At 38.7% G+C, this 4430-nt stretch carries 5 protein-coding genes; 4 read left to right on the forward strand and 1 reads right to left on the reverse strand.

Annotation, left to right across the window (positions count from 1 at the left end; translation table 11 throughout):
* Positions 1–104: 104 nt before the first annotated feature.
* On the forward strand, positions 105–296 hold the full coding sequence (locus tag H7254_RS02870; protein WP_301931552.1) for a hypothetical protein: 192 nt from the start codon (positions 105–107) through the stop codon (positions 294–296).
* On the opposite strand, the gene H7254_RS02875 is transcribed toward H7254_RS02870, so the two are convergent.
* Positions 279–548 carry a hypothetical protein gene (locus H7254_RS02875; RefSeq protein WP_301931553.1) on the reverse strand — a complete coding sequence of 90 codons (270 nt, stop codon included), beginning with the start codon at positions 546–548 and terminating at the stop codon, positions 279–281. The two genes, H7254_RS02870 and H7254_RS02875, sit on opposite strands and share 18 nt — an antisense overlap.
* A 131-nt stretch (positions 549–679) precedes the next feature.
* Here H7254_RS02875 and kdsB point away from each other — a divergent pair, with 131 nt between their 5' ends.
* The 3 genes from kdsB to gatB form a co-directional block, all read left to right on the forward strand.
* A complete protein-coding gene (gene kdsB / locus H7254_RS02880; RefSeq protein WP_301931554.1) occupies positions 680–1405 on the forward strand; it encodes a 3-deoxy-manno-octulosonate cytidylyltransferase in 726 nt (241 codons plus the stop codon).
* Positions 1406–1738: 333 nt separating this feature from the next.
* Positions 1739–2854, forward strand: a complete 1116-nt coding sequence (locus H7254_RS02885; protein WP_301931555.1) for a PDZ domain-containing protein — start codon at positions 1739–1741, stop codon at positions 2852–2854.
* A gap of 172 nt (positions 2855–3026) precedes the next feature.
* Positions 3027–4430, forward strand: a 1404-nt coding sequence (gene gatB / locus H7254_RS02890) for an Asp-tRNA(Asn)/Glu-tRNA(Gln) amidotransferase subunit GatB (protein WP_301931556.1), incomplete at its 3' end; no start/stop codon positions are given.

Consider the following 4430-nt stretch of genomic DNA (forward strand, 5'->3'; position numbering starts at 1 on the left):
AAGCTCCTATCCCCGCCAAAGCGGAAGTAAGAAAGCTATTTTTATTTTGGTGATACAATCAAATTAAATAAAAACGTTTATGTTAATATAAAAGATAACAATTATTGAATTCCTATATTCCTTCTTCGGAAGGAGGATGGGTTAGCACCCATGTATCTTTACTGCCGCCACACTGCGATGAATTTACAACTAAAGAACCTTCTTTTAACGCCACCCTGGTTAAACCGCCGGGTACAATTTCAATTCCGCCGGGGCAACACAATGCATATGGCCGGAGGTCAATTCTGCGGCGGTAATGATGCGTGGAATAATATCAAAGGGAAATATTTTTTCAATGCCCCGCCACTGTTGTACACAGTAAAGGTGATGCCCTGGCTCATAAAAAGGCGTTTAGCCATTTCTTCTTTTTTATTGAGTTCTTCAACCGAGAGTTGCTGCATAAACTCAACTGCCTTTTTGTATTGTTCTCTGACGGATGCACCGGAGTACATCTCATCCCAGGTATCGACATCTACTAAATAAGATTGCAGTAAATCACTTGCTTGCATAATAAATCGCTTTAGAGATTAGCTGGCATGCAAATCACAAAACCGATTATATCCAAATAAAGTAAATCAATATTGGTTTTAAAGGGGTGCAAAAATTTTACCTGTAACTTTATCGCTGCTAAATTTTACCTATGATAAAAATTGCCATGATACCTGCCCGTTACGCAGCCTCCCGTTTTCCCGCAAAACTGATGCAGTTGCTGGGTGATAAAACGGTTATTCGTCACACCTATGACAATACAGTAGCAACTGGTTTATTTGATAAAGTAATGGTGGTTACAGACAGTAATATTATTTACAATGAAATAACAAGCCATGGTGGCAAAGCCACAATGAGCATTCAGCAACACGAAAGTGGCAGCGATAGAATTGCCGAAACGGTAGCCGGAATGGACGTTGATATTGTAGTGAATGTACAGGGTGATGAACCTTTTGTACAAAAAGAACCGTTACAAAAATTACTGGCAGTTTTTGAAGGAGATGCCGTACAAAACGTGCAGGTGGCGTCGCTGATGCAGGTATTAAAAGATCCAAAATTTATCAGCGACCCTAATTATGTAAAAGTTGTGGTTGATAAAAATATGAATGCCTTGTTGTTTAGCAGAAGTGTAATTCCCTACCACCGTAATCAGCAAATTATCCCGGTTTATTATGAACACATTGGTGTGTACGCCTTTCGCAAACAAGCCCTGGTGAATTTTACAAACTGGCCGATTACGCCATTGGAAGCTGTCGAAAAAATTGAGTGTCTGCGCTACCTCGAAAATGGCATTCCTATAAAAATGGTAATTACACAATACATGGGTATCGAGATTGATACGCCCGAAGATTTAGTGCGGGCGGCTAAGTTATTATAGAAAATATGGGCGTATCCCCAAGCTGCGCAAGGGGTCGGGCTATCCGCTACAATCTTTTTTTCGTGCCTCAAAAAAGTATTTCCGCTGCTATCCCTTACGCAAAGTGCAGTGGTTATCAATAATTAAATTCCATAAGTAATTCAGCAAAAAAGAAATTTCAGAATCTCTGGCGGAGTATTCGTTCTTCGCAATAATTTTCCGGTCACCTGGTATAAAATTTACCCAATTAAAATATTTTGTTAAACCAAATAAATAATCTGCGAAAATATTCGTAATTAAAAAATTCTATTTACATTTGAACTACTAAACATTTCGTATATCAAATTAACCAACATGAAAAAAATAATTTTTGCCTCGCTGGTACTAAGTTGTATGAGTTTTACATTTACTGCCAGTGCACAACAAGACCAAAAAGAGAATGCAGAAAATAAAGAGCTGCACGAACAAAAAGAAAAAGCTGAAATGAAAGAACAGCAGGAATTAATCATTCGTAGCAAGGGTGATAAAGATATAAAACTGAATGTGGAAATTAAGGGAGATGATGTGATCGTTAACGGAAAGCCATTGTCCGAATTTATAGATGACAATGTATCCATCAATAAAAGAAAAATGATTATCCGTGACGGAAATGGAGGAGACATGATTTTTGATTTTGAAGAACCTAAAGGAATGCCGGAAATGGCTGGCCTTGACCGCTTGCGGGACTTATATAGAAATGAAAATTCTCATAAACCTTTCCTGGGTGTAACCACCGAAAAAACTACTGACGGCGCTAAAATTGTTGCGGTGGCAAAAGGAAGCGCTGCTGAAAAAGTAGGATTAAAAAAAGATGATATTATTACAAAAATTGATGACCAGCCGGTTACAGATGCAGGAAATCTGGCTAAAATTATAGCAGAAAAAGAGCCCATACAGGAAATAAAAATATTGTATAAAAGAGAGGGCAAAAAAAAGGAAGTTAAAGCTGTATTGGGCGAAAGGGTGGAAGAAAGGAATATGGTTTTTAAATACAATAATTCCAATCCCATGGTGCGTGGTTTTAAACGCCCACGTGCAGACCTACGGCCAATGCCAAATGAAGATATGCTGAAAGAGAATTTTGATATGGATGGAAAGGGACACTTTGGATTTGACCCCAACGAAGAATCTCTTATCAATATGTTTCCACGTCAGAAAAAATTAGGGCTAAAAATTCAAGATACCGAAGAGGGTGGTAATGTAAAAATAATTGAGGTGGAAGATTCCTCTGCAGCACAAAAAGCAGGCTTAAAAAAAGATGATCTTATTACAGAAATAAACGGACAAAAAATAAGCAATACCGATGATGCAAGGGAGCAACTACAGAAAGTTGCAGAAAAATCTGTTTACAGCATCAAAGCCAATAGAAACGCTACAGAAATGAAATTTGACATCAGGATTTCTAAAAAATTGAAAACCGCCGATTTATAAAAAAAGCCTGCCATTGCAACCCATCCTTTGATAGCACATGCTATTGGTGGATGGGTTTTTATTTTACATATCCGTAACATTACATATTCTGTTAAAACAATCCCTTTGAGAACAACGCAAATTATTACATCCGGTAGAAGATGGGCACAAACTTATTTGTACATTTGCAACAGTGATAAAAAATGATAAATACCAGGTTGTAATAGGCCTGGAAGTACATGCACAGTTGCTTACCAAGAGCAAACTATTTTGTGGTGACAGTGCCACATTTGGTGCAGCACCCAACACACATATCAGTCCAATAACCCTGGCTCACCCGGGCACACTGCCCATGATGAACAAACAGGCAATTGAGTACGCGGTAAAACTAGGCCTTGCTTTAAATTGTGATATAGAACAACAAAATTATTTTGCCCGTAAAAATTATTTTTATCCCGACTTGCCAAAGGGCTACCAGGTAAGTCAGCATACAACCCCTATTTGTAAAAACGGAACGGTAAGAATTAAAGTGGATAATGCTGAACGGCACATAAGGCTTAACCGCATACACATGGAAGAAGATGCAGGAAAAAGTTTGCATGATGTGGATGAACTGTACACCGCAATAGATTTAAACCGTGCTGGTGTACCACTACTCGAAATTGTAAGCGAACCTGATTTACATAGTAGTGAAGAAGCTTTTGCCTATGTAACAGAATTGCGCAGGCTGGTGCGCTGGCTCAATATCTGCGACGGCAATATGGAAGAAGGCAGTATGCGTTGTGATGCCAATATTTCTATCCGGTTAAAAGGTGAAACTACATTGGGTACAAGGGTAGAAGTAAAAAATTTAAACAGTATCCGCAACGTTAAACGTGCCATTGATGTGGAAGTGAACCGGTTGATTGACATTGTAGAAAAAGGTGAAAAAGTATTGCAGCAAACAAGAAGTTATGATGCGGATAACAACACAACTTTTTCTTTACGCAGCAAGGAAGAGGCCGATGATTACCGGTATTTTGCAGATCCTGATCTTACGCCTTTTAACATCAGCGATGAATTTTTACAACAGGTAAAGACATCCCTGCCTACCCTGCCCGAAGAGCTGGAAAAAAAATATACTACCCTGTTTAATTTACCGGTTTATGATGCACAGGTTATTTGCGGCGATAAATTACTGGTCGACTTTTTTGAAGCTACCATACAATATACCCAGCATTACAAAGCCGTGGTCAACTGGTTGATGGGTCCCATTAAGTCTTACTGCAACGAAAAAAATACCGATCTTAGCGGGTTTCCTTTATCGCCAAAAAAAATCAGCGCATTAATACAACTGGTAGATGATGGCAAGGTAAATTTTAGTATTGCATCATCCAAAATATTTAATGCCTTATTGACAGACACGCAACAAGAACCTTCCCAAATTGCAACCACGTTAAATCTGCTCCAGGAAAGCGACAGTAGCTCCGTTGCTGTATGGGTAGATGAGGTAATTGCAAAGTTGCCTGCAAAGGTAAAAGAATATCAAAGTGGTAAAAAAGGGCTTATTGGCATGTTTGCAGGAGAAGTAAAAAAACTAAGTAAAGGCAAAGCCGAT

It is taken from the genome of Ferruginibacter sp., assembly GCF_014377975.1.
Taxonomy (GTDB): Bacteria; Bacteroidota; Bacteroidia; order Chitinophagales; family Chitinophagaceae; genus Ferruginibacter.